Genomic DNA, 26,458 nt, shown 5'->3' with positions numbered 1-26,458 from the left:
TAATGATAGAGAAAAAAACTATTCCAGATGCTGATTTATCAAGTGCAGGAGATGATTTTCATATTTTATGGACAATCAAAAAGGCGTTACAACTATTAAACTTTGATACTAAAGGTTTAAAAACCGTACGTATTGAAGGTATAGAGAAGTCTTTGTCTTCTAAAATTGATCCATACGGTGAAAAATTATTAGGTATAGATTTAGTAGAATATTATGGAGGAGAGAATTTTTTAGAAGCTGATAGCTTAGTAATTTCTCAATTAAAGTATAGTACAAGAAGAGCTGATGAGAATTGGACTTTTTCAAGCTTATACAAAGGAAAGAGAAGCGGTTCATACAGAGGCTCGATTATTCATAGGCTTGCTAGTATATATAAAACTCTTAACAAAGAGTTTGGCAGAAAATTAGTTTTAGAAAAAGTCAAAATTAAGTTAGTAAGTAATAGAGATATTAATAGTTCTCAATTACAAGCAATTCAAAATGTTCAAAAAGCTTTATTACCATTAGATAAAAAAAGAAGTTTTAATTCTATCATTAAGAATCTAAAATCTTATAAAAGTGCTTTTCAAAAATTATTAGTAGCATCAGAGTTGAGGGTAACAGAGTTCTCAGACTTTATAAGTTTATTAGATTTTGAAGATTGTGGCGCAAACTCTAGAGATCATTTAGAAAGGGATTTAATTGTATCTATTAGTAATACAAGTATTTCTTCAAGACATCAGTTTAATAATTTATCAAGGCTAGTTTGGAAAAAAATGATGCCAGAGTCTAAGAATAATGTAAGACTTACTTTATATGACATAATTGCTAGTTTAGGTTTTACAAATGGTAGTTTAGAAAATTTATTTCCTGTTCCTCAACATTTTGAGAATCTATCAAAAAGAATAGAACGCCAACAACTTAGTGAAATACTAATTAAAATAGAAAAAAATCAGGGTCTGCCAATTTGTATACATGGAGGAGCAGGCATAGGTAAATCTACATTAACACAACAATTAATGGATTCTATTCCTGATTTTTGTGAATGTATAACTTTTGATTGTTACGGTAATGGTTCATATTTAGATCCTTCAGACAGAAGGCATTTACATAAAAATGCCTTATTGCATATTACAAATGCGATAGCTAAAAAGATTGGTACAAACTTTTTGATTAATAAGAATGAATCAGAAGATATATACCTTAGAGAATTTAAAAGAAGAATTAATGATGCAATCAAAATTCTCAAAGGAAGAAGTGATAAAGCATATTTGGTAATTATAATTGACGCAGCTGATAATAACATTACGGCAGCTGAAAAGAGAGATGAAAATTCATTTGTACATGACTTATTAGAAGAAGAATTCCCAGAAGGATGTAAATTAATTTTCACCACTAGAACTTACCGAAAAGAGAGTCTTAAATTACCATCCAAATATATAGATATTGAAATTTCTCCATTTACTCTTGGGGAGACTGAAAAACATTTAAAACACTTTTTTCCAAGTATTACAGAAAAAAATATAAAAGATTTTCATCTTTTAACTAAAGGTATTCCTCGTGTACAATCGTATGCTATTGATCTTAAAAAAGAAGGTGTTGACATTGATAAAGTAATTAACTATTTAAAACCTAATGGGAAAATTGTAGAAGATTTAATTGAAGAAAGAATCAATGAGGCTTCCAAAAGAATAGGAAACAATGGTAGTAAACTAATTGATAAGTTTTTTACCAATCTTATTACATTGCCTAGACCTGTTCCTATAGAATTTATATCGAAAATATTAGATGTAAAAGAAGGTTTTTTACAAGATTTGTCAGCAGATATTTGGCATGGTTTAATATTGAATGACAATAAATTTAGCTTTAGAGATGAAGATTTTGAAAACTATATTAGGGAAAAATACACTCCAACAAATTCAGATTTAAAGGGTATTTCAGAGTTGTTTCTTGAGCGAGCAGAAAAAAATGAATACGCTTCAATTAATTTAGCAGATATTTTATTTCAAGCTGAGTTAAAAGAAAACCTAAAAGAAGTTGTACTTCAAAACAAATATAGATCATATCCAACTGATCCAATTAGGAATAAAGAGGTTTACATTGATAGGGCGAAACTAGCAATGAAAGTTGCAGATAGTCAAACTGATAACTTAACATTTTTCAAACTCTTATTTATAGCAGCAGAAGAATCTAAAACTGATAAAGCATTAACTAAATTACTTGTTGAGAATCCAGATTTAGTAATTAGGTTTGGAGATGAAGCTTCATTATATAAATTAACTAATAATTCTGAGGAAAAATCTTGGGGAGGATCATTTCATCTTAAGTTGGCAGGCCTATATTCTAGAAATTCACTTACCATTGAAATAGCAAGAAAACACTTAAAAACGGCACATAACTGGTTAGAATGGAGACACAATTCAGTTGAGGAAGAGGAATTAGGTGATTACCCTATAAGTAGCTTAGATATTGCCTTTGAAACAGAAGCAATGTTAAGGCTAACAAATGACCCTGTAAAGGCTTTTGAGTCACTTAGCAGATGGTCGCCTAAATCAGTTAGAATTTCATCTGGAAATTATTTATTGGATAATATTTTATTATTTTCAAAAAAAGAAGATATAAAACATTGGTTAAGAGAATTAGAAGTTCCCTTTATAACACAAATATTTATTATTAATAAGCTTTTTAAATTTGGTATAAATGCAGAAAATTTTAAAACTGAATTAATTACTTCTTATTTATTAAAAGTTTTAGATAGGAAGGTCAAATTTGAAAGAGTTTTTTATTCCTCAATTGTTGATTTTTGTGAAATCTTATGTCTTGAGAATAGACTCGATAGAAATAAAATAATTGAAATTCTAAATAAAATCAATTATAAAAACCCAACTAGAGTTCCTCACTTTTCAAATAAATATAACCCTGAAAAAGAGTCTGATATAGAACTTGATATAAGTTTAAGGATAAATGTTTTACTAGCTTCTTTAAACGCGCAAACCCTACAACTAGAAAGTTTATATCCTGACAAATTTAAAGATGTTGAGAAGATTAAAGATTATGATGAAAGAAGAAGTGTAGAAGATGATAAAAAAGATTTTAGTAGTTTTTTTAGACATGCTGTTGCTATTTTTCAAATTAAAGCAGATAAAATAACAGGTAGATTAAACAATCAAGAATGTTTAGATAAGTTTAGCCTAATTTGTGCAAATATTGCAAAGGATTGGGAGTTTAGACATTATAACTATCGGTCACAAGATCACTTAAATTATCTAGCTAGCCGAATTCTCGATTTTCTTCTATTAATAGAACTTGACAATAAACATATAGAGTTAATCTTAAACTCTTTTAATGATGGAGAATCTAACAGGATTTCATTAAGATTAAAAATTTTAAATAAAATCTCACACTTAATAAAAAATCATGCAATATGTTTAAAATTACTAGATGAAATTGATAAATTTATTATTGAAAGTTCGTTATCTGCCACAGAAACAACAGAGCTTTATATTGAGTGTTCTTTGTTAGGATCTAAAATAGATAAAGAAACAGGTAAATATTATTTTGATGAAGCTATAGAAGCTGTTTCAGATGTAGATTATGAGGCTTTTGCAAAAATTAAATGTATATATGAATTGAGTGAACAAGGAATTCCAAAATTCAATCCAAAATTGGCTTATGAATATGCTCGCTTTATTGAATATGCAGATATTAAGCTTGGATATTATGATAAAAAACATTTTCCTTATAATGATGGTTTAAAAGGGGTTTTTAACTTTGACCCAAGTTCAGCTTTTTCAATATTGTGTCGTTGGCATCATAGAAACGTACTAAATATAGGTAAATACGTAGCCCCGATATTAAATAAAGCTTTAAAGAATAAAATTATAAATCACAAGATTGCGGGATCATTATTGACTTTAAATGGTAATTATTACTATGATGAATTAGCAGAATTATACCATAACATTATTGAAAGTTATAACAATGAAAATGATGCAGATAACAAAACCTATTTTGTAGAAACTACTTATAGAGATTTACGATTAGGACAACACAATTCACTCATTGAGGAGTTGTATTCTAAAATTAAAGACAATAAATTTCTAAAAGAAGGTACATTAGTTAATTATGAGAAGTTTATTGAATTCAGAAAAGTTGAAAAGAAAGAAAAGAAAGAAAAAGAATCTAAGTATAAAAATAGTTTTTCAAAGGAAGATCATCCACATAAAATAGATGTTAAATCAATAAATATTTTAGCTACTGAAGATATAGAGAATTCGATTAAGACAATTATAAATAATAATGAAGATTACCATCATCGATGGGAAATTGATAATTTCTTGTTGGAAATTAAAAATAATTGTTCACCTAAAAATTATGTAAGCCAATTAGATGCATTAATTAATGTTTCTCCAGAATTTTTAAACTTTTATTCTTTTGAATTAGCACTTAGAGAACGTATTGAAGAATGGCAAGTGCATCCAGGTGTGAAAAAATGGATGCAAAATAAATATCGTTATGTATTACTTACATGGTTTAATCAATTTAATGATGACAATTATTTAAGAATTTGGGATATTAAAAAGTTTGCTGATTTATTCTGCATAACAAATGACAATATGGTAAATATTTTGATGAATATTTTACCTGAAAAAATAGAATTTTTAACTGATGAATCTATTTATGGTATTTTCAATTTAATTAACGATCGCCTTACTAAGCAAGAAAACGAAGATTTACTTTCTTGGGTTTTAGAAAATTGGAATTCTATAATTGATGAAAATGTTGCCGATGGTATCTGGAACGAAGAGTTAATTCCACCTAAAACATCAAATAAACTAATGTCAGAAGTTTTAAGATTTATATTAGGATATCCAGATAAAAGAAGTAGATGGTTGGCAATACATTCGATTAGGAGATTAATAAATATTGGAGAATTAGAAGTAATAAAAAATTTACTCGATTCGCAAAATGAAAAACACTGTTACCCTTTTCAGAATAAGGAATATATGTTTTATTGGATATCTGCTAAATTATATTTGTGGATTGCGTTAGAAAGAACAAGTAAAGAAAACCCTAAAGCCTTAATTTCATTTAAAGATAAGTTTTTTAAAGAGTTATTAAATGAAGATTTACCGCATGTATTGATAAGAAATTTTATTAAAAAATCCTGTCAAAATCTAATTGCTTATGATTGTAAAGTATATACTCATGAAGAAACAGAAATAATTAATAATGCTTTAAATAGTCCATTTGAAAGAGTCAGTAGGGATACTTTAGAAAAAAGGAATAGGAAAATATCTTTTAATGATAATTGGAAATTTAAGTTTGATGCATTAGATACACTACCTTATTTATACAATGGATTAAGCAGAACTTTTGATCTTTCGGAGAATAGCGTTGCAGATATTGCAGATAAATATATTTCTCAAAAATGGGGCTATCAAGGAAATCCAAATAAAGAAGACTACGTAAGAGATCATCTAAGAAATGAAAGAAATTATTATGAACTGACTAGTAACAGAAAAGGAAGTATACCTACTATTGAATCCTTGAAAACGTATTTTGAATATCATGCTATGTTTTGCGCAGCAAATGATCTTCTTCAAAAATACCCATTAGCAAAACCTGAATATGATGGGGAATGGGGAACATGGGATTATTGGTTGGAATCAAAATCAAATACATGGGAAGGTTATTGGTTATCTGATTCAAGAGATACTTTACCTCTAGAAAAGAAATATTGGATTAATGAGTTTGATAAGTTTGATGAAAAATGGAGAGATAATATAGAAGAAGAAAAATATGATACTGAAGTAGGTTTTGGGCATTATTTTAATGAAAATTACTTAATGATTTTTAGAGGTGGAAGTAGGCATTTTGGAGAAAACTACGAATCTGTTTCTATAAGATCTGCTTTAGTTTCCAATAAAGGAGCTGAAGCACTATTAAGAGCATTTCAAACTGCTAAGGATAGTTATGATTATACCATTCCATTTGAAAGTGATGAAGATAGATTTGAAACAAAAGATTCTGGATTTGAATATTTAGGCTGGTTGAGTAATCCTAGATATGAGCATGAAGGCTTAGATTTAGATGATCCATTCTCAAAAGATATTGGAAAAGACTATATTGTTTTTGGGAAATGTGTTTTAGACTTATTTGATATTACCTATGACAATCTTTTTAAAAGGGTTTTTCATAATAATGAATTAATAGCTGAGTATCAACATTGGAGCGAGACTAGTGAACATAAATATCATGATAAAGTACAAAGTGATGGTGTTGAACTAAAAGTCAATACTTCTTTTATTTTGGAATTTTTAAAAAGAATCAATAAATGCATGATAATAAAGTGTGAAATAGAGAGGCAACTAAAAGATAGAATTTATCGGATGGATCGTAGTGAATTAGAAATACAAAATAATATTAAAATTTACCTTATTAAACCAGATGGCACAGTCAAAACACTCCGAGGAAGAGATTATAAAATTAGGTAAAAAACTAATTTCAGAACTTAAACTTGACTATACAACTAATGTTTTATCTAGATGGATGGCTCATTATTTGGCAGAATTAATAGTTAAGATAGAAAATTGTAAGTCAGAAGAGATCAAAGCTAAATTACAAGAGGAATGTTGTATTTTAATATTAGAGATATGGGGAAAAAGGGATAGACTACCCATTCAAAGACCTTTAGAAGGTGTCAGGGAATTTCTTAAAGTATTGACAATATTAAAGAAAGAAAAAAATAATACAACTATATCGATACTACCAAGATGGATAGAGTATAAGTCAAACTTAGGAGATAGCCCTTGGTCAAATTTTGTTGAAAAAATCAAGAATAATTCGGAACAGATTTTTTATCATTCTACAGAAGCAAATTTGCATAAAGAATTATTGGTAAAAGACAATGAGTGGTTAAAAAATCATGAAGAGTTTCTATCTGATGATGAAAAAAAAATAATAAAACATCTAAATTCTATGGCGAAAATTGATTTTTCGTCTAGTGTAGTTGATATGAATGATTATCCTAAAAAAAATGTAAGTAGAGAGCAAAGACTCAATTATGTTTTTGATAAAATTGAAAAGTTAATAGAAGAGGAAAAAACAGAATTTCAAGTATTAAAAGAACAAATTCTTAACGAGTTGAATGAAGATTAAAATAAAATTGAACATTATTGTAATAGCAGATTAGTATTTTTTCCAACTAATCACTAAGTGATGAGCAAATTTTTAAAGATAGATTTTTGAAATTTCGTGGAGTAATTCTTTTTCTTTTTTTCGGCTAATTGCTAAACAATAAGTTTGCTTTTCCAACTCATCGGTAAGTGATGAGCATATTTTTAAAGCAAAATTTTCAAAATTTCATGTAGTAATACTTTTTCTTTTTTTCTGCTAATTGCTAAACGATAAGTTTGATTTTTCAACTCATCACTTAGTGATGAGCAGATTTTCAATCTTCATGACGCAATCAATTTTTTTCTTTTCTACTAATTGCTAAGTTATTAGCGGGTTTTTAAATTCAAATTTTAAGCCCATATCTTAATGATGAGAATTAATTTTCTTTTTTTGAGTCTAATATTCTGTTGTGTGTAGGATGAAAAACATTAAATAAGAAAATGTTTGTTAAATAAAAAATAATTTTCAAACTATCTGTTAATTAATTTGTAATTGAACTGCAATTATATTAGGATAAATCTTTCTTTTTTTAAAACCCTACAATTTATTCTTACAATTCGCGTGCAGGGCACAAAATTTCACAAATGATTCTTCAAAATTAATTCAAATCTTTACACTCGTGATACTTTAGAGCGTATCTCCAATCATTGAATTGAAATAGTAATTGAATTAAGAAAGACTTTTTTATTAACCTAAGTAATACCGATTTGTTCTCAATTGCTGCACTTTAAAAATATAAGTATATAAAAGTCAGAATTTTATGCTTTTCAATTGTCCGAGTTACAAAAGCTAACAAATGAAATTTGACTACTATTTCAAAACTTTGTTTTCGTGATGTTTTAGAGAGCATCAGCAAAAAAGCGATTAGCATGGTAATTACATATTTAAAACTATATACGAATTACTTCCTATTCCTAAACAGAATTTAATAACACAATTAAAATTAAAACAAAGAAGAAAACTGTATGGCAAAACGAAAGCACATGCCTAACAACAAGCACAAAGGACTCTTTATATACTGTCATGTATGTAAAAAGCATTTTTCATGGACACGAAAAACGATTTTACGAAATACCAAAAAAGTAAAAGAAGAACCTACATGTGGCGAAACGGGCAAAAACTATTCTACCTGTAAGAATTTTGAAAAGCATCGGTACAAATCACGTTTACACGTTCCTGGAAGTGATGGACGCAAAGCGAGTAAAACACACGATGCTACAAATTATGCAGATGCGGTAATTCAAGCAATTGATTTTGAAAAAGAATTTAAACTAGAATTACAAGGCTGGGGACTGCCTACTGAAATCAAAAATCGACAATATCTTTTCGATATACAATTAAGGTATATAGATTTTTTAGACAATATTGACGTTCCAGAACATCAAAAAAACACCTTATCCGATCAGCGAAAAAATGAAATTGTAAACTGTTTAAAAATATTCAATGAAGCATTAGCAAAACATAATATCAATAAAAAACTATTAGTTATCAATCGTATCAACGATATGCATGTTGGTCTGTTCCATGATTATTTATTAATTGATAAGAACTATAGAGGAGCTACCTATAATGGAAAAATGACTGCGGTAAAGAAATTTTTTGTTTGGGCAATTGATAAGTATACAATTAATATGAAGAACCCATTTGAAAAAGTTCGACTGCTTCCTGTAGCAGTAAGACGTGATACGATCACAAAAGAAGAATTTAAAAATCTATTAAAAATTATAAAACCTGAAAATGGTATAGAAATCAAAGGGAAATACAAACGTAATAGATACAAACTATATTTAAAAGATGCTTTGGAGTTAGCTCTGCATACAGGCGGTAGGCGTGAAGAAGTAGTAGGACTCAAATGGAATATGATTCGTGAGAAAGATGGCGAACCTATTTATATAGAAGTTCCCAATCTAAAAGTAAAAAGAAAAAAAGGAACTCGTTTTAACATTGATGTTCCACCGAAGATTATTCCTGTAACAAAAAGCTTAAAAGCGATATTATTTCGTTTAGGTTATGATATTAACATAGGAAAGGATAGACACCTTTTGAATCCAGATAAAAGAACAGCTTCATCAACCAAATCAATGAATGAAGCTTTGTCATTAGGGTTTTCACATTTTTACAATCAACTAAATACAGGGCGAGAATTGAAGTTTAAATGTCTTAGAAAAACATACTTGACATATTTATCCTCGACTTTGAAAGGAGATACAAAACGTCTATCTTCGCACGCAACAGATACAGTACTAAAAAAGCACTATATTGACGAGCGAATCGTGGACAAAGCTATTAAAGAATTAGATATATTTGAAGATTAAAAAAATAGTAAAACGGTACTCTTTGGCGGTACTCCTGTGAAAATCAAGAAAATATGAATTAATTAAAAATAGGGGTAAGTGGCTTAAATTTAAGAGCTTACAATTTTAAATTTAAGAAATTAAAAAACTGACCAACAATTCACAACACACAACACACAACACACAACACACAACACCTGACACATGAAACAAACCTACATTATAGCAGAAATAGCGCAAGCACACGACGGAAGTCTAGGAATGGCGCATGCGTACATTGATGCTGTTGCAAAAACGGGCGCGGATGCAATTAAGTTTCAAACGCATATCGCTGTGGCGGAAAGTAGCATTCATGAACCGTTCAGAGTAAAATTCTCAAAACAAGATGCAACGCGTTATGAATACTGGCAACGGATGGAATTCTCGTTGGAACAATGGAAAGAAATCAAAGCGCATTGTGATGAAGTTGGAATCGATTTTTTATCGTCTCCATTCAGTAATGCGGCGGTTGATGTATTAGAAGAAGTTGGTGTAAAATGCTACAAAGTTGGTTCGGGAGAAGTCAATAACTTTCTATTACTAGAAAAAATAGCAAACACAGGAAAGCCAATAATCATTTCTTCGGGAATGAGTTCGTTTGCCGAATTGGACGCAACAGTAGCGTTTCTCAAAGAAAAAAACTGTGAATTCTCCATTTTACAATGTACAACATCGTATCCGACTGCGCCAAAGCAATTTGGTTTAAATGTAATTCAAGAATTAAAAGATAGATATCAAGTATCTGTTGGTTTTTCAGATCATTCTTCAGGAATAGAAGCAGGAATTTCCGCGGTAACGCTTGGTGCCGAAATCTTAGAATTTCATGTGGTATTTGATAAAGAAATGTTTGGTCCGGATGCGAAATCATCCCTAACGTTTCCAGAAACTACACAATTGGTAAAAGCAGTTAGAAACATTGATGAAGCGTTAAACAATCCAATAAATAAAACAGACAATTCACAATATGCTGAACTAAAGCAAATCTTTGAAAAATCGTTAGCTATTAACAAAGATTTACCAAAAGGAAACATCTTAACATTCAATGACTTAGAAGCTAAAAAACCAAAAAACTATGGAATACTAGCGTCAAAATTTCAAGAAGTCATCGGAAAAAAGCTTACAAAAGACATGAAGCAGTGGGATTTTTTAAATGAAGGAGATATTTCTTAGTTTTGAGTTGTCAGTTATCTGTTATGAGTTAAATGTAATTATGGAAAAGTAAACTACGAAAATGAAATCGTATAAAGATTTAGATGTATATAAAACAGCTTTTAATTTAGCACTAAAAGTGCATCAAGTATCTTTAAAGTTACCAAAATACGAGCTATACGAACTGAAAAAAGTGAAAATGTTAGTATCAGAATATGACAAACTAGGAGGAAAGCTATATAATTTTATGAAATATGTAGAAAAAAATTGGAAAGTCAGTCAAAATTAAACAATTTCACACAACACACAACACACAACACACAACACACAACAGATAACACACAACAGATAATTGACAACCAAACAATGAACAAACGTAAAATATGTGCAGTAGTAACCGCACGACCATCATACAGTAGAATAAAAACGGCACTAAAAGCAATTCAAGAACATCCAAACTTAGAATTGCAACTAGTGGTGGCAGGTTCAGCATTGTTAGGCCGTTACGGAAATGCGGTGAATGTGATTGAAAAAGATGGTTTCAAAATTGACGAAAAAGTGTTTATGGTGTTGGAAGGTGAAAACCCGACAGCGATGGCAAAAACGACAGGTTTAGGTGTCATGGAACTTTCAAACGTGTTTTACAATCTAAAACCTGATGCTGTCATTACCATTGCTGATCGATTTGAAACAATAGCAACAAGTATTGCAGCAGCGTATCAAAACATTCCATTAGTACACATTCAAGGTGGAGAAGTAACAGGAAACATTGATGAAAAAGTACGTCATGCAAATACAAAACTTGCTGATTTACATTTAGTTGCTTCGGAAGATGCAAAAGAAAGAGTGATCAAACTAGGCGAAAATCCTGAATATGTGCTTAACACAGGTTGTCCGTCAATTGACATTGCAAAACAAGTGTTGGCAAATACGAAACATAATGTCAACCCAATTGAAAAATATGGTGGTGTAGGAGCCAATTTAGACATTTCTAACGGTTATTTAGTCGTTATGCAACATCCAGAAACGAATCGTTACAAATCGGCACGAGAAGACGTATTATGTACGTTAAAAGCAATTCACGAGCTCAATATTCCAACGTTTTGGTTTTGGCCAAACGTAGATGCAGGTTCAGACGGAACTTCGAATGGAATTCGATATTACAGAGAAAATTTCAATCCAAAAAATATCCGATTCTTCAAAAACATGGAACCGAACGACTTCTTGCACTTGCTAAAAAATAGTGATTGTTTGGTTGGAAACTCAAGTGTCGGAATTCGCGAATGTTCGTTTATTGGCGTACCAACGGTAAACATTGGAACACGTCAAAATCGCCGTCAACGTGGGAAAAATGTACTTGATGTTGCGTATGATAAAGACTTAATCAAAACAGCCATTCAAGAACGAATTAGTCAAAAAGGAAGACTCTCAGAACATATTTACGGAGACGGAAACTCAGGAAAACAGATTGCGGAAGCACTAGCAAACACAAAACTAATCGCTCACAAAACTATTATGTACTAATGCGAATTCTAGCAGTCATACCAGCAAGAGGCGGAAGCAAAGGCGTTCCAGGGAAAAACAAAAAGTTGCTCAATGGAAAACCGTTGATTCAATACAGTATTGACGCGGCGTTGCAATCCAAGTATATTGACGAAGTTGTGGTAACGACGGATGACGAAGAAATTAGCGCGATTTCGAAGTCGCTTGGCGCGAATGTACCCTTTGTGCGTCCAAAACACTTAGCGGAAGACACAACACCAACATTGCCAGTAATTCAACATGTAATCGCACACTTTGAAGCAGAAGGAAAACACTTTGATGCCATATGTTTATTGCAACCAACAAGTCCATTCAGACCAAAAGGATTTCTTGACAAAGCATTGCAAACATTCAAAGAAAAACAAACAGATGCGTTAGTTTCTGTATTAGAAGTTCCGCACGAATACAATCCGCATTGGACGTTTGAAGCCAATGAAAATGGTATCTTACAGATTTCAACTGGTAAAAAAGAAATCATTCCAAGACGACAAGAATTACCAAAAGCATACCACAGAGACGGAAGTATTTACATCACAAAAACGAATATCATTCAACATGAAAACTCGTTATACGGAAACTCGTTGGCATATGTAGTTTCAGATGCAGCCTACTATGTAAATATTGATACACAAAAAGATTGGGAAAAAGCAGAACAATTGGCTAAAACAATAACATTGTGAAATTCGAAAAACATACCATAACAAACTTTCACATTTCTTTTGACAAGGAAAAATTTCAAGTTGAACTCTTCAAAAAGGAAAAACAAGGAAGTACGCTCTATTGGATAGAAGATCAAAACTTCGAAATAATTTGGTATTCGTCTGATCATGATGAAGAAAAAATTAGAGATTTCTTAGAAAAATTGCACTATAATTTTCAGGAAATATCAAAAAAAATTTACAATCATATTGGTGGTATTTTTGAAATATTTTTACATGATAAAAAAAAACATAAACTATTTATTGTAAATGATTTATATGGTGTAAACGGAAGTTTTAGTTTAACCAAAGAAAACAAGCAAATATTCTTCTTAAATTTCCAGAATTTCAACGAATTACAAGTTCCACTAGAATTTGATCGAGTTGGCATACAAACACACTTTGCAATTGGCTATCAAGTGTCACCTTTTCCATTACCATACAAAAACATTACTCGAATTCAAGGTGGAAAATTACATAGTTTTGATGCAGATTTAACGCTAAAAACAACAAATCTACAACTTGATTTTTCAACGAATAATGATGCTTTTTCGTTAAAAAATGGCATGAATGCTTCTGAAAATCTATTCTTTGGCGCAACAGCCGGAAAAGACAGTTTGGCATTGTTTAGTCAAATTGAAGAAGGAAATAAAAATATAATTGCAGGAAATTTTGGAGAAGTCTATTCTGCAGATGTAATGCAAGGAAAGGAAATTGCTGTAAAGCTAGATATTTCATACGATCACACAACTTTGTGTGATGAAAACGAATTTGAATACTATGCAACTCAAATTGCTAACATTTCTGGCGGATTAACAACGATTTCGTATGTAGACATGCTAAAATTTGTTAATGAAGCCATTCCTGAAAACTACAGTTATGTCATGGGAGAAGCTGGCGAATGTGTTCGTATGTTTTTCCAAGAAGACGAAGATTTAGCTAAAGCAATGCATAATTATCTAACACCAAAAGAATTTTTATCAGATTCATTTTTAGGTGATTATGAAGAATTTTTAAATCAATATCCTCAAAATATTTCGTCGGCTGTAGCCGAAAACTACGCGGGAAACTCAAATGCTGAAGTACTAATTAACTTTTACCGAAAAGGACGTTTGCCAGGAAATTTTGGGAATCGTCACAAAATGATATCCGTTTTCAGAAACAAAATCACGCCATTTCTACACGAAGATTTTATAAAACAAACGCACAATTTACCGCATGAACGCTACAAAAATGATAAAATTCATGAGCAAATCATTTACAATGCAAATCAAGGTTTATTGCAATATTTTAAAAATCCAATCAAGACAGAAATAAGTGTACAAAACTGGAATCACAGAATGGAAGATGAAATAGGAGACAAGCTCATTAAACTTCTCGAAAAGCACATACATGCATTAAAAACTGTCTTTGATACGGAAAAAGTAGTACAACTTGCAAAAAAACAACAAAAAAGCCCGAATAGAGGACTCTATTTTCTTTTCAGAATCCTTTCAATGGCTATATTTGTGGACAAGATCAATAACGCTGTTGCCCCATGCGAAAAAAGATAATTTCCATATTTGTTGGTTTTCAAAGTTTCGAAAATCATTATGCAAGCAATTTCTTCGATATTCCAGAAGAATTTGACATGCTTGTTTGGCACACGGTGAAATCTTCTGCATTGGAAAAGCTTCCAAAATCGATTCAAACAAAACAGCTTCCAGACTTTGATTACAAAGGGAAAACAGACTTTTTACGCTATTTAAAAGTGAAAGCAACATTGCGTTACAATGATAAAATTCAAGCAAAAAAAGATCACTTATTGTACAGAGTTGCACCTGGAAAAAGTAACTTTAAAAAGAAGCTAAAATTTGGTTTGATAAACTTCTTATCACGATTTTACGCTTCTGCAACTGGAATTCAAAAATTAGAAGATCAATTCTTCCAACAAACACGAAATTCAAGCTATTACAATGAATGTGTAGCGTTTTTAAAAGCTGAAAAACCCGATTTGGTCTATTGTTCCCATCAAGTATCAAGTTTATCGTTAGCACCTGTAATTGCGGCGCGCGACTTGGGAATTCCTGTAGTAAGTTTTATTCATTCTTGGGACAATCTCCCGAAAGGAAATAAAATGCTAAAAGCCGATCATTACTTTGTTTGGAGTGATTATATGCAGGAAGAAATGCAAGAATACTATCCTGAAGAAGTCAAAAATGATAACATTACGGTTACAGGAACGCCACAATTTACGTTTTATACCAAAGCTGAATACTTACTTCCAAAGGAATTATTTTACAAAGCATATAAATTACCTTCTGATAAAAAACTACTCTGTTTTTCTGGAAACTTTACATCTATCGGAATGGATGATCCGCTGTATTTAAAGGATTTAGCGGAATCGGTACACACACACAATCAAAATAATGCTGAACAATATCATGTCATTTTACGTGCAAATCCTGCAGATTACAATCCAGGATTTATTCCAATATTAGCACAATACAAAGATGTGATTACGGAAATAATTCCAACGTGGAATACTGACGAATTTCAGTTGCCAGAATCGTACAAAGTAAACTCCAATTTGGGCGTTTTATACAGTACATTATACTATAGTGAAGCAATTTTTAATATTGGTTCTACCATGGCGCTTGACGCGATATTACTCGGGAAACTAGCATTTTATTGTCATTATAAGCAACCAAACGGACATAAGGATTTTGACATACATCGGTTGTATCAATTTGTACATTTTAAAACATTTGACAAACACCCAAAAGCGGTTCATGTATTGCGTTCAAAAGAAGATATCAAAGAGATGTTGCATGCTTTTGAAAACTTGAAGTTAAAAAACGTAGATGCGCGCCAAAATTGGGCAAAAAGTGTTGCGGCACATCCATTAGAAAAAGTTCAACAACGTATGCATTCGGCATTCCAAAAACTATTGAACTAATGCACATAGGTTTCTTACTTCCTGAATATCCACACGAAAAACTTCCGAAAGCTGCGGGAATAGGAACGAGCACAAAAAATTTACTCAAAGCTTTGGTAGACAAAGGATTAAAAGTTTCTGTATTTACCTATTTTCAAGATAAGCAAGAAGTTTTTACAGATGAAGGCATTACAATTCACAAGATAAAACTGCGTAAGTATCCTTTATTTACATGGCGATTGAACGAAGGAATCATTGCAACATATGTAAACAAAATAATCAAACAAGATCACATTGATGTTTTGGAAGTGGTTGATTGGACAGGAATTTCGGCAAATATGAACTTTTCAATTCCGAATGTAATGCGTTTGCACGGAAGTGATACATTTTTCTGTCACTTGGAAAATCGTCCACAAAAACAGCGTAATTTCAATCGTGAGAAAAAAGCATTTGAAAAAGCAGACAAAATTATTGCGGTAAGCGAGTTTGTTGCTGAAAAAACAAATATGTTGTTTAAAGCTAAAAAAGGTGCAATTGTAATTCCTAATGGAATATATATTAATGATTTTCAGCCAGATACATCAAAACTAAAAAAAGGTGTAATTCTATACTTTGGAACATTAATTCGTAAAAAAGGAATCTTAGAATTGGCACATATTTTCAATGAATTGATTCAAAAAAATAAAAACTGTTCCTTAGTTATTGTTGGAAATGATGCGATTGATGCGTTGGAAAATCGTTCTACGTGGAAAATTATGCAAGAACAATTAAGTTCAGAAGCTTTGAAAAAAGTTGATTATAAGGGAAAAGTCAACTATGATGTGATGAAAGAATTGATCAATGAAGCAAATGTGTGTGTATTTCCTTCGCTGGCAGAATCGTTCGGAATGGTTACAATTGAAGCAATGGCACTTGAAAAACCGTTTGTAAACACAAACTATCCTTGGGCACATGAAATTGTAGAAAATGGTAAAACTGGGTTTCTTGAAAACCCGAAAGCACATAACGACTTTGCTGCAAAAATAAATCTATTACTAAACGATACGGAATTAGCTTCTAACATGGCAAAAAATGCTAGAAAAGAAGTCATAAAACGATTTGATATCACTAAAATTGCACAACAAAATATAGAAGTTTATAAATCTCTAGTACAGAATAATTAATGAAATTTACACTCATCATATGTACATATATGCGTCCGAAACCGTTGCAAACACTATTGCAATCGGTAGATACGCAATTGTTGTATCCGGATGAGATTTTAATTGTAGATGGATCAACCAATGATGAAACGAAAGAAATGTTAACTCAAAATTCGTTCAAAAATCTACGCTATCATAAAGTTGAAGATTCTGAAAGAGGTTTAACCAGGCAACGTAATTTTGGAATACGAAATGTAGCTGAAACAAGCGAAATTGTTTGCTTTTTGGATGATGATACAATTTTAGAAGAAACTTACTTTCAAAACTTATTGGAAACCTATAAAACGCATCCAAAAGCAATTGGAGTTGGCGGTTATATTACGAATGAAGTCAATTGGACAGAAATCTCTGCCGAGAATCAACCAACTTCAACATCATTTATATATGATGGTTGGTTTCGTTCTGAATCGTTGCGATTTCGCATGCGTAAAAAACTTGGTTTGTTAGATGATACAAAACCGTGTATTATGCCAACATTTGCACACGGACGTGCCGTTGGTTTTTTGCCGCCTTCAGGAAATACATATCCTGTTGAAGTCTTTATGGGCGGCGTTTCATCGTTTAAAAAAGAAATATTCAGCTCAATTCATTTTTCTACATATTTTGATGGTTATGGTTTGTATGAAGACACTGACTTTACGTTGCGTGTTTCTAAAATGGGACAGTTGTATGTCAATACTGCTGCACGTTTGGAGCATCATCATAATGCTTCTGGACGTCCAAATCAATTCAAATATGGAAAAATGGTCGTCAAAAATGGTTGGTATGTTTGGCGTGTTCAATTTCCGAATCCAACTCTAAAAGCAAGAATTAAATGGAATGTTACGTCTTTGTTTTTGGCGTTTCTTAGATTTACAAATATATTTACCCAGCAAAAAAAGATGGAAGCCTTTACAGAATCAGTTGGTAGAATGACCGCTTGGTTCACATTATGGTTTCAAAAACCCCGAATAGAAGAATGAGTTTGCTAAAAACTATATATAAAATGTTGCCGTCAAAAGCAGTAAAGGAATCGCTTAAACAAGTGTATTTCAATAGGATTCGTAAGGAGAAATTTAAACGAAAAACAAATGCCTATCAAACACGTTTTACAGATGGAATTGATATGTTGACAAAACTTCCAATGTATTATGTTGTCAATGATATTGCTAGATACGAGACATTTTATACCATAAAAAAAGATGATATTGTGTTAGATGCTGGAGCAAATCATGGATATCTTTCCATTTACTATGGTAAAAAAGTAGGCGCAAACGGAAAAGTATTTGCTTTTGAACCTGATGCGATCAATATTGTAGCAATGGAAGAAAATATTGCGTTGAATCCTGAAGTGAAAAATATTCAAATTCAAGAAGAACTCATTTGGAATGAAAATACAAAACTAGCGTTTTTTGAAGCTGGAAGTGTTTCATCTTCCATTCATTACAAGCCAGAAAATGCAAAAGCAATCCTAAAAGATGCCATTACAATTGATTCTTTTCAAAAACGAGAAAATTTAGATCGTTTGGATTTTATCAAAATGGACATTGAAGGTGCCGAAATTGAAGCTATGGACGGTTTGGTAGAAATACTTAAAAAGTATCAGCCAAATTTTGCAATCGCCAGTTATCATTGGGTAAATGAAGAACAAACGTATAAAAAAGTAGAAGCGTTTTTTGAAGAAAAAAACTATCCTTACAAAACCGTTTTTTATAAAGATGGGGAAATCATCACGTTTGCAGGAAAAATAGATTAATACACAAAAATGTTCAAAAAAATACGATCAGATATTGCCAAATATAAAAAGTACAGCGGAAAAAACGCGTTGCTTTTAATTCTTACACAACAGGGTTTGTGGGCAATTATTACGTATCGTTTTTGGAACAGTATTTACGAAAGTCGTTTGCCTTCTATCTTGAAAAAAATCATCTTACTTTTTGCAGTAATTTCACAAAAGTGGATAGAAATCGTTGCTGGAATTCAATTGCCATACACTGCTAAAGTTGGACATTCGTTCTACATTGGTCATTTTGGACACATCGTCATCAACGCACATGCTGTTATTGGAAACAATTGCAACATTTCGCAAGGCGTTACGATTGGCGTAAGCGGAAGAGGCGAAAAAAGAGGTGTTCCTGTCTTAAAGGATAATATTTATGTAGGCGCAAATGTGACTGTTGCTGGAAAAATTACGATTGAATCGAATAGTGTTTTAGGCGCAAATTCGTTGGTTGTAAAAGACGTAGAAGCAAACACGACAGTACTTGGTGTTCCTGCTGTGAAGATTAATAATAACGATTCATCTGCTTATATTTAATGAACTTTTTAGTTGTTACATACGCGCCGACCATCAAACGAAAAGATCAGTTTTTTTCGTATGCACCTTATGTAAAAGAGATGGATTTGTGGTTTGCACACGCTGAAAATATCGGAATTATTTCTCCATATTATTACAAAGACGAAATTTTAGAAAAGAACTTCAAGCGCAACGATATCAAACGGTTTTGGTTGCCTTTTTTCTTTTCAAGTACGCTTTTACAGAAAATTAGAACCGTTTTATTAGTTCCTGTGATTGTATTTCAATTGATCAAAGCTTTTATTTGGGCAGATCATATTCACTTGCGTTGCCCTGGAAATGTTGGATTGATTGCCTGTTTTGTGCAAATTCTATTTCCTTGGAAGACAAAAACCGCAAAATATGCAGGAAATTGGGACCCAAAAAGTCCGCAACCATTGAGTTATCGCATACAACGAAAAATATTATCAAATACATTTTTAACCAGAAACATGAGTGTTTTGGTGTATGGCGATTGGAAACATCAAACAAAAAATATCAAATCATTTTTTACCGCAACCTATAGAGATTCAGATAAAGAACCAATTAGTTCAAGAAAACTAGACGGAATAGTAAAATTTAGTTTCATTGGTTCGTTAGCTGTTGGAAAACGTCCGTTATTGACGATTCAAATTGTGGAAGCACTTTTTAAAAAAGGTCACAATGTACGCTTAGATGTTTATGGAGATGGCGCTATGCGAAACGAATTAGAAGTGTATGTGACTGATAATCAGTTGCAAGAAATTATAAAACTGCATGGAAATGTAAAAGGTGAATTTATCAAAGAAGTACACAAAACGTCACATTTTATGTTATTGCCTTCAAAATCTGAAGGTTGGCCAAAAGTGGTTGCAGAAGCAATGTTTTGGGGAAGTTTGCCAATTGTGACTAAAATTTCGTGTGTTCCGTATATGTTAGATGATGGAAATAGAGGAATTTTAACTGATCCGAATGTAGAAAATGCAGTTGAAAACATTGAAAAGATGCTTCAATCTGAAGAGAAATATCAAATAGCTGTTGAAAAAGCGATTGAATGGAGCAGAACGTACACGTTGGATAAATTTGAACAAGAAATAAAATCATTACTCTAAATGTTGAACGTTTACACAGATACAGAATTTTTAAAGAAACATCCGAATGGAGAGAAGTTCCCGTTGGTGTATGCGTTGTTATTTGATGAACGAAACGAATTTACGGATGTCAAAAAACACTATCAACTCGTTGAGAATATAGAAGATGCAGAAATTGCTATGTTGCCATGTTCATGGAATTATTATTTGAATCATAAATTACAAAATGAAGCAACTTCTTTTATAGATACTTGTCATAATGCAAATTTAAAAGTGCTAACCTATGTTTCTGGAGATCAAGGTGTAATGCCTGAAAATAAAGATGTATATGTTTTTAGAACAAGTGGTTATAAGAGTAAAAAGTTGCCAAATCAGATTTCGTTTCCAGCTTTTTTTAAAGATCCTTTAGTTCATTATATTGAAAAAGAAAACCATCAAGTTCGTGTAAAAAATGAACAACCTGTAATTGGTTTTGTCGGTCAGGCAACTGCAAACGTTTTAAAAGCTACAAAAGACATTAGCTTGATTGTCTATAGAAATCTAAAATTTCATCTTGGAAAGTCCTTATTAGAACCACAAGAATGGTTTGCCGCGCCTTATATGCGGTATAAATACTTAAAACGATTAGAGAAAAACAAAAGCATTGAAACTAATATAATTTATAGAGAACGCTACAGAGCTGGCATAAAAAGCAATCGTTCTATAGATAAAACAACGTATGAATTTTATGAAAATATAAATGACTCTGATTATATATTTAATTTACGAGGCGCAGGAAATTTTTCTGTTCGGTTTTATCAAACCTTGGCAATGGGAAGAATTCCGGTATTAATTGACACCGATTGCTTGTTACCACTGGAAGGAATCATTGATTGGACACAACATTGTATTCGAATTCCGCAAGGAAAAGAACATATGTTAGAAAAGAAAATAGTAGCGTTTCATAAAAATCTAACACAAGAAAAATTTGAAGAAATTCAAAAAAATAATCGTAAACTTTGGGAAGAATATTTAACCCTAACGAGCTTTTTTGCTAGAATTCATGATCTTATAAAAAATGGTAAATTATAAATGTTAAATTTTAAATTAACTTCACTCATAAACTCATAAACTCATAACTATAAATGAAAACCCTTCAAGTCATCGATACATTAGAAGCTGGCGGCGCTGAGAAATTAGCGGTAACGTATGCAAATGCATTGGCGACAGAAGTAGACGCTTCATTTTTATGCACAACTCGGAAAGAAGGAATTCTTAAAAATCAGCTTTCCGAAAATGTTGAATATCTTTTTTTAAATCGCACAAAAACAATTGATTTTAAAGCAATAAAACGATTGAAAGCATTTGTAAAAGAAAACGAAATCGACATCGTACACGCGCATGCAACGTCGTTTTTTATAGTATTTCTGACTAAAATGGTCTATCCGAAATTTAAAATGGTTTGGCACGATCATTATGGAAATAGTGAGTTTTTAGCTAAACGGAAGTCGTTTATATTAAAAATTGCGTCGTATTGGATGAACGGAATTATTTCTGTAAATCAACAATTGAAAGATTGGGCAGATCGGAAGTTAGCCGTTAAAAATGTAATTTATTTGTCAAATTTTCCTGTAAAAAATATAGCTGTAGCAAAAACAACGCATTTAAAAGGAATTTCGGGAAAACGAATTGTATGTTTGGCAAACTTGCGTCCGCAGAAAGATCATATATTATTATTGGAAGCTTTTAAAAAGATTCAAAAAGCCAATAAAGATTGGACAGTACACATTGTTGGAAAAGATTTTGAAGACGATTATTCACGAAAAGTGAAGCTGTACATTCACGATCATGGTTTGGCAGAAAATGTGTTTGTCTACGGAAGTAGAGAAGATGTGTCACATATATTATCGCAATGTAATATTGGCGTATTATCTTCACAATCAGAAGGATTGCCAATTGCATTATTGGAATATGGTTTGCATGGTTTGGCAGTATTGGCAACAGATGTTGGCGAATGCAAACGTGTAATTTCAGACGAAACTAAAGGATATTTGGTAAAAAGTAAAGACACTGCCAATTTTTCTCAAAAACTAAATAATTTAATAGAAAACGAAGCAGACAGAATAAAAAAAGCAGCAAATTTGCAAAAACACATTAAGCAACATTTTGCGCAAAAAGCAATTGTACAGCAACTCATAACATTTTACAACGAATTGTAATGGCTACAGCATCAAAAAAAATGCAAGCACGCGTATTTAAGCTCGGGAAATCAACTTTTCTCAAGCTGTTGCTATTTGGGATATTAATATCGTATTTCTACAATTTAGCCGTTTTTAAATACAGTATTACAGGTAGTAATGAATTACGTTTGTATGACTTTTTAGGCTTGCTAATTCTCTATCAATTTGTAATCAACTTAGATTTATTACTATGGTTTATTAATCGTAAACGATACCTACGATATCTTTGGACATTCATCAGATGGTGTTTATTCATGATGATTTTCACCTTCTTGATTAGTTACATCACAGGAAGACTGACATGGATTTTACGAACAACATTGTTTATGTATCACTTCTTAACGTTTTACTTTTCATTTGTGTTTTTTCTCATTCTCATGCGAAATCCTAAAGTATTGCGGCAATTTGTCTATTTGCAGATACTCATGGCAATAATAGCTACGCTTGTTGTGTTAGGACAGCATTTTGGTGCAATTGCTTATTTGTGGAGTGATATTGATAAAAAAGCATATGCAGGATTTCTCTCAGGAATTTTAGGACCAAACAAAATTGTATTAGGAATGGTCATGATGACCTCGCTCATTACGTTTATCGGTTTATTCTTTGAACGAAGCTTAAAAATCAATCGGATATTCCTTATTGCAGGAATCTTGTTTACCATCATTGCCTTATCCTTAAGTGGATCGCGAACGAGTTATGTAGGTTTATTAGTATTTGCGTTGTATTTCTTTGTAAAATCAACAGGAAAATTTTTATACATGTCGGTTGTGGTCGGAATTGGTTTCTTAGCAATTTCTGCCTATAATTCGGAAGTATTTACAATTATTGCAGACGTTTTTAACGGACGTGTAACCGACAAACTTTCTGATCCATCATTAATCACGCAGGGAGATGTTGGAGGTTTATATGAGGATTTAGGTGCGGGACGAAAAAACCTATCTGTAAAATACATCGATTACTTACTAACGCACTTATACGTAGTGCCTTTTGGCTCAGGTTTTAACAACTTTATTTTGGTTGGAAACTCTGCACATAACATCTATCTAACCCTAATTAATGAAGTAGGTTTGGTAGGTTTGTATTTCTATGTACGATGGTTATTAAACTATTTTTCAATAGAATACAGACGCTTTAAATACTTAGGAATTGCCATGAAAGGTTTAGTGCTTTCCATGATGGTTACCTTATTATTTGGAGAACATTTATACGTTTACCGACCTGTTTTTGCTATATTGGGCTTGTTTTTATTTTCAACCGCAATACTTATTACACCAAGATATTACAAAAAAGTATGATCAACTTTGAACAGTATACCATAGGAGTCATCATTCCGTATTACAATGCTGCAAAACACCTAGAAAATGTGGTGAATAAGTTGCCGTTGTTCATTTCTAAAATTATCATTGTTGATGATTGTGGAAAAGAACCAATTCCTGAAAGTTTGGTAAAACAATCAACACTATCAGATCGTATTATCATTGTAAAAAACGAAAAAAACTTAGGTGTTGGTGGTGCTACAAAACATGGTTTTCAAAAAGCAATTGACTTACAACTTGACTATGTCATAAAAGTTGATGCAGACGATCAAATGGATAGCAGTTACATTCCCGAATTATTAAAACCACTAATTGAAAACAAAGCGGAATACGCAAAAGGCAATCGTTTCAAAGACTTCAAAGCATTAAAGCAAATGCCGTTTGTACGTAAAATTGGAAACTTAGGACTATCATTCCTAACGAAAGTAGCTTCGGGTTATTGGAATAATTTCGATCCGACAAATGGTTTCTTTGCGATAAAAGTAGCAGTACTCAAACAACTCGATTTCACTAACATTCACCGCGATTACTATTTTGAATCATCATTAATTGCAGAACTATATTTTCAAGATGCACGCATCAAAGATGTGCCAATGCCTGCAAATTATGGTGATGAAAAATCGAGCATGAAAGTTTGGCAAATACCATTCATATTCATCCCAAAACTCACAAAAACATTCTTAAAACGCATCTTTAAAAGCTATTTTATTTACGATTTTAACATTGCTTCGGTATATCTATTATTCGGTTTCCCGATGTTTTTATTTGGTGTAGTTTACGGAATTTATAACTGGGTTCATTATGCTTCGTTAGGCGAATTTACACCAACAGGAACCATTATGTTGATTACAGTTTCACTAATTCTTGGGTTTCAATTACTACTGCAAGCAATTCAGTACGACATTCTAAAAGCACCAAAATCTGCAACATGAAACGCAAACACATCATTGTACTATTGTTGAATGTTTGCATTGCTTTTGGATACTATCTAGGAAATCTGTCAGCGAACGAAACACATTTAAGCTCCGACTTACACAATATTATTCCTGTGTGTCTCAAAAAAGATGATCCAAGTTTATTTGCGAAAGATTTATTCTGTAATGATATCAAAAATGTAGAATATTATACACCTTTTTACATTGAAACGTTGCGTTTTTTGGCAAAATTTACAGATGGAAACTATGTGCAAGCCTTAAATATACTTACGTTTATCTGTCACATTCTGTTCGGATTACTTTGGTATTTCTTACTGTTCCGAATCACAAAAAACTTCTGGATTGCTTTCTTTGTTTCCATCTTTATGCGCGGAATCATTTGGATTCCTGGTTATGAATATTGGGGAATTTCGGACATGTGGTCTATGTTGCCACGTGTTGTGTATTACGCAGTATTGCCATTACCGTTTTTACTCTTCAATTTTAAAAACAATCTAAAACTATACATAGCTTCTTTTTTAGCTGGTTTACTATTTAACTTTCACCCAATCACTGGTTTAGGTGGCGTTTTGCTATTTATAAGTTATGTGTTATTGCAAGATTATTATGAAAAAAAGAAATTTCAAAAACTATTTTCTTTACGAAATATTATTGTAATTGCGTTGGCTTTTTTAGGAATGTTACCGTTTTTCTTAACCTATTTTGGAAATGTTTCTACAACTGCCGATTATGATGTATCGCTATATTACAAAGCAATTGAACTAAAATTTTCTTCTTTCTTACGGGAACCAACTACATTTTGGAAACAATGGTTACACCTAAAATATATTGTCTATTTCATTCCGGTTGTGCTATTTACAATCTACGCATATCTCAGAGGAAACAAAACGGATAAACTGCGTTGCAACTACTTGTTAATCTTAAGTTTAACCTTATTTGTATTGCCAAATTTGTTTACTTACGTAGAATTGTTTGTCAATGAAACATTTGATAAAAACATTCGAATGTCGTTTCAATTAGTTCGAATTCAGAAACTATTGATCGTTTCGTTTTTCTTTGCAATTTTGTTCATTTTGGATATTTTATACCGAAATCAACGCTTTGCGCGAGCATTTCCGTTCTTTTTTGGAGCTTTTGCACTTGTTTTAGTAATTTCTAAGCATCAAATATTCGATTCCATTCCAATGATTTCTAATGATATCATACGACGCGTATTGCCAAATTCGTTATCAATTGGAAACATTGCAAACGGTAATGATGATGAAGATTTGAATGAAATATTGACCTACATTCGAGAAAACACACCAAAAGAAGCATTATTTTTTGCGCCAGACATTGGAAGATCGGGTGGAAGACGTTCGGTAGATTTGGACAGCAAAGGTGCAAACATGTTGATAGAAGGAAATCCGAAACGATTTGTACAATGGTATAAAGATTACACAAAATTTACGGCATTAAATAGAATAGAAGGAAATCAGTTTTTGCGTGATTATGGTGTTGATTATGTGTTAATTTACATAGATTTACCAGAATTTGAACTTGTGTTGCAGAAAGGAACATGGCGATTGTATAAAGTAACTGAAATAAAAACTATTCGATAGTATA

The 26,458-nt window shown here is 31.8% G+C and carries 19 protein-coding genes; all 19 read left to right on the top strand.

Translation table 11 applies throughout. The annotated features are described in order from the left end of the window. Positions 1-2 precede the first annotated feature (2 nt). The 19 genes from ACQ654_RS01580 (at position 3) to ACQ654_RS01490 (ending at position 26,454) form a co-directional block, all read left to right on the top strand. Positions 3-6,476, top strand: coding sequence for an ATP-binding protein (locus ACQ654_RS01580; protein ID WP_430408557.1), 6,474 nt, complete (start codon positions 3-5; stop codon positions 6,474-6,476). Next, positions 6,430-7,140, top strand: a complete 711-nt coding sequence (locus ACQ654_RS01575; protein ID WP_430408556.1) for a hypothetical protein — start codon at positions 6,430-6,432, stop codon at positions 7,138-7,140. The genes ACQ654_RS01580 and ACQ654_RS01575 overlap by 47 nt, the downstream gene beginning before the upstream one ends. Positions 7,141-8,123: 983 nt before the next feature. Then, a complete protein-coding gene (locus ACQ654_RS01570) occupies positions 8,124-9,473 on the top strand; it encodes a hypothetical protein (RefSeq protein WP_430408555.1) in 1,350 nt (449 codons plus the stop codon). Between the two features lie 183 nt (positions 9,474-9,656). Next, positions 9,657-10,661 (top strand): N-acetylneuraminate synthase family protein, encoded by a 1,005-nt coding sequence (locus ACQ654_RS01565; RefSeq protein ID WP_430408554.1) that lies wholly within the window; start codon positions 9,657-9,659, stop codon positions 10,659-10,661. A 61-nt stretch (positions 10,662-10,722) separates the two neighbouring features. Continuing rightward, positions 10,723-10,929 (top strand): hypothetical protein, encoded by a 207-nt coding sequence (locus ACQ654_RS01560; RefSeq protein WP_430408553.1) that lies wholly within the window; start codon positions 10,723-10,725, stop codon positions 10,927-10,929. A gap of 77 nt (positions 10,930-11,006) precedes the next feature. Next, the gene (neuC, locus tag ACQ654_RS01555; protein ID WP_430412989.1) at positions 11,007-12,164 is read left to right on the top strand and encodes a UDP-N-acetylglucosamine 2-epimerase; all 1,158 of its coding nucleotides are present in this window, start codon (positions 11,007-11,009) and stop codon (positions 12,162-12,164) included. Beyond that, complete coding sequence (locus ACQ654_RS01550; protein ID WP_430408552.1) at positions 12,164-12,862, top strand: cytidylyltransferase domain-containing protein; 699 nt, start codon at positions 12,164-12,166, stop codon at positions 12,860-12,862. Before neuC ends, ACQ654_RS01550 begins: the two co-directional genes overlap by 1 nt. Further along, the gene (locus tag ACQ654_RS01545) at positions 12,859-14,433 is read left to right on the top strand and encodes a hypothetical protein (RefSeq protein ID WP_430408551.1); all 1,575 of its coding nucleotides are present in this window, start codon (positions 12,859-12,861) and stop codon (positions 14,431-14,433) included. Before ACQ654_RS01550 ends, ACQ654_RS01545 begins: the two co-directional genes overlap by 4 nt. Continuing rightward, complete coding sequence (locus tag ACQ654_RS01540) at positions 14,418-15,818, top strand: glycosyltransferase family 4 protein (RefSeq protein ID WP_430408550.1); 1,401 nt, start codon at positions 14,418-14,420, stop codon at positions 15,816-15,818. The genes ACQ654_RS01545 and ACQ654_RS01540 overlap by 16 nt, the downstream gene beginning before the upstream one ends. After that, positions 15,818-16,960: a glycosyltransferase family 4 protein gene (locus ACQ654_RS01535; RefSeq protein WP_430408549.1), complete on the top strand. Its 1,143-nt coding sequence runs from the start codon at positions 15,818-15,820 to the stop codon at positions 16,958-16,960. The genes ACQ654_RS01540 and ACQ654_RS01535 overlap by 1 nt, the downstream gene beginning before the upstream one ends. Further along, positions 16,960-17,961, top strand: a complete 1,002-nt coding sequence (locus ACQ654_RS01530) for a glycosyltransferase family 2 protein (protein WP_430408548.1) — start codon at positions 16,960-16,962, stop codon at positions 17,959-17,961. The genes ACQ654_RS01535 and ACQ654_RS01530 overlap by 1 nt, the downstream gene beginning before the upstream one ends. Continuing rightward, on the top strand, positions 17,958-18,734 hold the full coding sequence (locus ACQ654_RS01525) for an FkbM family methyltransferase (protein ID WP_430408547.1): 777 nt from the start codon (positions 17,958-17,960) through the stop codon (positions 18,732-18,734). The genes ACQ654_RS01530 and ACQ654_RS01525 overlap by 4 nt, the downstream gene beginning before the upstream one ends. Positions 18,735-18,743: 9 nt before the next feature. Then, positions 18,744-19,295, top strand: a complete 552-nt coding sequence (locus ACQ654_RS01520; RefSeq protein ID WP_430408546.1) for a serine O-acetyltransferase — start codon at positions 18,744-18,746, stop codon at positions 19,293-19,295. Beyond that, the gene (locus ACQ654_RS01515; RefSeq protein WP_430408545.1) at positions 19,295-20,404 is read left to right on the top strand and encodes a glycosyltransferase family 4 protein; all 1,110 of its coding nucleotides are present in this window, start codon (positions 19,295-19,297) and stop codon (positions 20,402-20,404) included. The genes ACQ654_RS01520 and ACQ654_RS01515 overlap by 1 nt, the downstream gene beginning before the upstream one ends. Next, complete coding sequence (locus ACQ654_RS01510; RefSeq protein WP_430408544.1) at positions 20,405-21,454, top strand: hypothetical protein; 1,050 nt, start codon at positions 20,405-20,407, stop codon at positions 21,452-21,454. A 53-nt stretch (positions 21,455-21,507) separates the two neighbouring features. Beyond that, on the top strand, positions 21,508-22,581 hold the full coding sequence (locus ACQ654_RS01505) for a glycosyltransferase family 4 protein (RefSeq protein ID WP_430408543.1): 1,074 nt from the start codon (positions 21,508-21,510) through the stop codon (positions 22,579-22,581). Next, positions 22,581-23,897, top strand: a complete 1,317-nt coding sequence (locus ACQ654_RS01500) for a hypothetical protein (RefSeq protein WP_430408542.1) — start codon at positions 22,581-22,583, stop codon at positions 23,895-23,897. Before ACQ654_RS01505 ends, ACQ654_RS01500 begins: the two co-directional genes overlap by 1 nt. Continuing rightward, the gene (locus tag ACQ654_RS01495; protein WP_430408541.1) at positions 23,894-24,850 is read left to right on the top strand and encodes a glycosyltransferase family 2 protein; all 957 of its coding nucleotides are present in this window, start codon (positions 23,894-23,896) and stop codon (positions 24,848-24,850) included. The genes ACQ654_RS01500 and ACQ654_RS01495 overlap by 4 nt, the downstream gene beginning before the upstream one ends. Further along, on the top strand, positions 24,847-26,454 hold the full coding sequence (locus ACQ654_RS01490) for a hypothetical protein (protein ID WP_430408540.1): 1,608 nt from the start codon (positions 24,847-24,849) through the stop codon (positions 26,452-26,454). The genes ACQ654_RS01495 and ACQ654_RS01490 overlap by 4 nt, the downstream gene beginning before the upstream one ends. Positions 26,455-26,458: the final 4 nt, after the last annotated feature.

It is taken from the genome of Kordia sp., assembly GCF_965283645.1.
Classification (GTDB): Bacteria; Bacteroidota; Bacteroidia; order Flavobacteriales; family Flavobacteriaceae; genus Kordia.
Note: the sequence above shows the minus strand (reverse complement) of the source record. Positions and strands in the feature narration are given on the sequence as shown.

Coding starts and splice junctions, on each gene's coding strand:
- ACQ654_RS01580 (WP_430408557.1), top strand. CDS start 3: ATGATAGAGAAAAAAACTATTCCAGATGCTGATTTATCAAGTGCAGGA.
- ACQ654_RS01575 (WP_430408556.1), top strand. CDS start 6,430: ATGGCACAGTCAAAACACTCCGAGGAAGAGATTATAAAATTAGGTAAA.
- ACQ654_RS01570 (WP_430408555.1), top strand. CDS start 8,124: ATGGCAAAACGAAAGCACATGCCTAACAACAAGCACAAAGGACTCTTT.
- ACQ654_RS01565 (WP_430408554.1), top strand. CDS start 9,657: ATGAAACAAACCTACATTATAGCAGAAATAGCGCAAGCACACGACGGA.
- ACQ654_RS01560 (WP_430408553.1), top strand. CDS start 10,723: ATGAAATCGTATAAAGATTTAGATGTATATAAAACAGCTTTTAATTTA.
- neuC (WP_430412989.1), top strand. CDS start 11,007: ATGAACAAACGTAAAATATGTGCAGTAGTAACCGCACGACCATCATAC.
- ACQ654_RS01550 (WP_430408552.1), top strand. CDS start 12,164: ATGCGAATTCTAGCAGTCATACCAGCAAGAGGCGGAAGCAAAGGCGTT.
- ACQ654_RS01540 (WP_430408550.1), top strand. CDS start 14,418: ATGCGAAAAAAGATAATTTCCATATTTGTTGGTTTTCAAAGTTTCGAA.
- ACQ654_RS01535 (WP_430408549.1), top strand. CDS start 15,818: ATGCACATAGGTTTCTTACTTCCTGAATATCCACACGAAAAACTTCCG.
- ACQ654_RS01530 (WP_430408548.1), top strand. CDS start 16,960: ATGAAATTTACACTCATCATATGTACATATATGCGTCCGAAACCGTTG.
- ACQ654_RS01525 (WP_430408547.1), top strand. CDS start 17,958: ATGAGTTTGCTAAAAACTATATATAAAATGTTGCCGTCAAAAGCAGTA.
- ACQ654_RS01520 (WP_430408546.1), top strand. CDS start 18,744: ATGTTCAAAAAAATACGATCAGATATTGCCAAATATAAAAAGTACAGC.
- ACQ654_RS01515 (WP_430408545.1), top strand. CDS start 19,295: ATGAACTTTTTAGTTGTTACATACGCGCCGACCATCAAACGAAAAGAT.
- ACQ654_RS01510 (WP_430408544.1), top strand. CDS start 20,405: ATGTTGAACGTTTACACAGATACAGAATTTTTAAAGAAACATCCGAAT.
- ACQ654_RS01505 (WP_430408543.1), top strand. CDS start 21,508: ATGAAAACCCTTCAAGTCATCGATACATTAGAAGCTGGCGGCGCTGAG.
- ACQ654_RS01500 (WP_430408542.1), top strand. CDS start 22,581: ATGGCTACAGCATCAAAAAAAATGCAAGCACGCGTATTTAAGCTCGGG.
- ACQ654_RS01495 (WP_430408541.1), top strand. CDS start 23,894: ATGATCAACTTTGAACAGTATACCATAGGAGTCATCATTCCGTATTAC.
- ACQ654_RS01490 (WP_430408540.1), top strand. CDS start 24,847: ATGAAACGCAAACACATCATTGTACTATTGTTGAATGTTTGCATTGCT.